Origin of the sequence: Nostocoides sp. (genome assembly GCF_035343835.1) — a bacterium.
GTDB classification, from domain to species: Bacteria; Actinomycetota; Actinomycetes; order Actinomycetales; family Dermatophilaceae; genus Nostocoides_A; species Nostocoides_A vanveenii.
In genome coordinates this window covers 1-1,718 of the sequence record NZ_DAOQZV010000386.1, presented here as the reverse complement: position 1 = coordinate 1,718, position 1,718 = coordinate 1, and the positions used below count along the sequence as shown (strand labels likewise).

Sequence of the window (1,718 nt, the reverse complement as noted above, 5' to 3'; positions counted from 1 at the left end):
ATTCCGCGGCCCACACTAGACCGGCGCCCCCCGCTGCGGCGACCCCAACGGTCCGCCCTGTGGATAACCGAGAGACTGCGGCTCATCGCACCTGGTCCCGGATCTTCAGGACGCCCTCGCTCCGCTCGAGAATCCACAGCATGTTGGGCACGCGATCAACGGCGAACGATCGGACCAGCGCGCCGTCTGCTCCGAAGATCTCCACTGGCGCTCGCACTACCTCGCCCTGCACGGCGATGGCTTGGTCGGATCCCTTGGATGCCGTCAGTTTGCCGAGGGTCACCTGCCCGCCCCGGACCGTCTGATTCTGCTTCTTGAGATCATCGATGTTGCCGATGTCGCTCATGCAGAGAACGCATTGAGGGAGAACCAACGCCCGCATGGCGCGACTGTCCCTGCTGACAATCGCCGCGTTCCACGCATCGTAGAAGTTCCTCACCGCCTCCACCGCCTCGGCCTGAAGCGCCGCCTGCGCGTCGGTGGTGGTCGTCGCGTTCGACGGCGTGACGAGCACCGAGGAGGACATGGCGGTCGACGCCGCCTGAGCTGAGGTTGGGGATGGGGTGGCGGAGGGGGCTCCGGAACAACCCTCCAGTGTCGCCAACCAGATCAGCCCAGCCAGGAAATGCCCCTTCCTCGAGGGGTACCGGGGCCTCCGGGCCGGCCGCTCACCAATGTCGCCAGTCATGCGATGTCCATGATCTTCAACACGCCGCCGCTACGGGCGAGAATCCACCCGATGGTTCCGGTTCGGTCCTCGGGGTAGCTCTTCACCACCTTGCCCGAAGCACCGATGAGATCCACCGGCGCCCGCACGAGCTCACCCTGGACGAGGATCCCGGCATCCACCCCCGGGCTCGCCCGCAGACCAGACAGCGTGATCATGCCGCCACGGGCCGTCTGGTTCTGCCGCTTCAGATCATCTATGGCAGCGATATCGCGTTGGCAGGGCTCACACTGCGGCAGCGAGCGCGCGCGCAGCTCGGCGCTGCTTCGCGAGATGACGGCGCGGTTCCAGGCCGCGTAGTACTGCTTGACGGCCCCGACCGCCTCAGCCTGTAGCGCCGCCTGTGCGTCGGCGGCGGTCGAGGACGGCGAGGGTATGCCGGTCGACGAGTCGACACCCGAAGGCGTCGAGACCGTCCGCAAAGGGGTCGGCGGCGGGGCCACCGACGGGGCGCTCGAACACGCAGCCAAGAGCGCGCCCACTGCAACAAAGCCCACCAACCAACGGTGGTCCGGCCGCTTGGCCCGAAGCCCCGACGCAGCGCTCGCAGCAACCCGGCTCACGAGATCCCCTTGACCTTCAGCCGGCCCCCACTTCGGGCCACCACCCACAGCCGGTTGATCGCCGTGTCCTGCGGGTACGTCTTGACCAGGGTCCCGTTGCCCGAGAACACCTGCGCGGCAGCCCGCGTCGCGTCACCCTCGACCGGGATCCCCGCGTCCACGCCGGGCAGTCCCCGCAGGTTTGTCAGCGTGATGAGGCCGCCACGCACGGTTTGGTTCTTCGCCTTGAACGCCGCGAGGTCGGCGAGATCCATCGCGCACGCTTCGCAGCCGGGCAGCGACATCGCCCGAACCTCCGAGCCGTCCCGCGAGGCGAGCGCGCGGTTCCAGGCCGCGTAGTACTGCTTCACGGCCTCCACGGCCTCGGCCTGAAGCGCCGCCTGCGCGTCGGTGATGGTCGACGACGGCGACGGTATGCCGGTCGACGA

The 1,718-nt window shown here is 68.2% G+C and carries 3 protein-coding genes; all 3 read right to left on the bottom strand.

The genetic code is table 11. The features are described 5' to 3' along the window. Positions 1 to 82: 82 nt before the first annotated feature. On the bottom strand, positions 83 to 526 hold the full coding sequence (locus tag PKH97_RS16415) for a hypothetical protein (protein ID WP_324388678.1): 444 nt from the start codon (positions 524 to 526) through the stop codon (positions 83 to 85). 158 nt (positions 527 to 684) lie between these two features. After that, complete coding sequence (locus PKH97_RS16410; protein ID WP_324388677.1) at positions 685 to 1,290, bottom strand: hypothetical protein; 606 nt, start codon at positions 1,288 to 1,290, stop codon at positions 685 to 687. Continuing rightward, positions 1,287 to 1,718: hypothetical protein (locus tag PKH97_RS16405; RefSeq protein ID WP_324388676.1), on the bottom strand; the 432-nt coding region annotated here is incomplete at its 5' end. The genes PKH97_RS16405 and PKH97_RS16410, both read right to left, overlap by 4 nt.

Excerpts from the sequence above, each read along its gene's own strand:
- PKH97_RS16415 (WP_324388678.1), bottom strand. The coding sequence starts at position 526 with ATGTCCTCCTCGGTGCTCGTCACGCCGTCGAACGCGACGACCACCACC.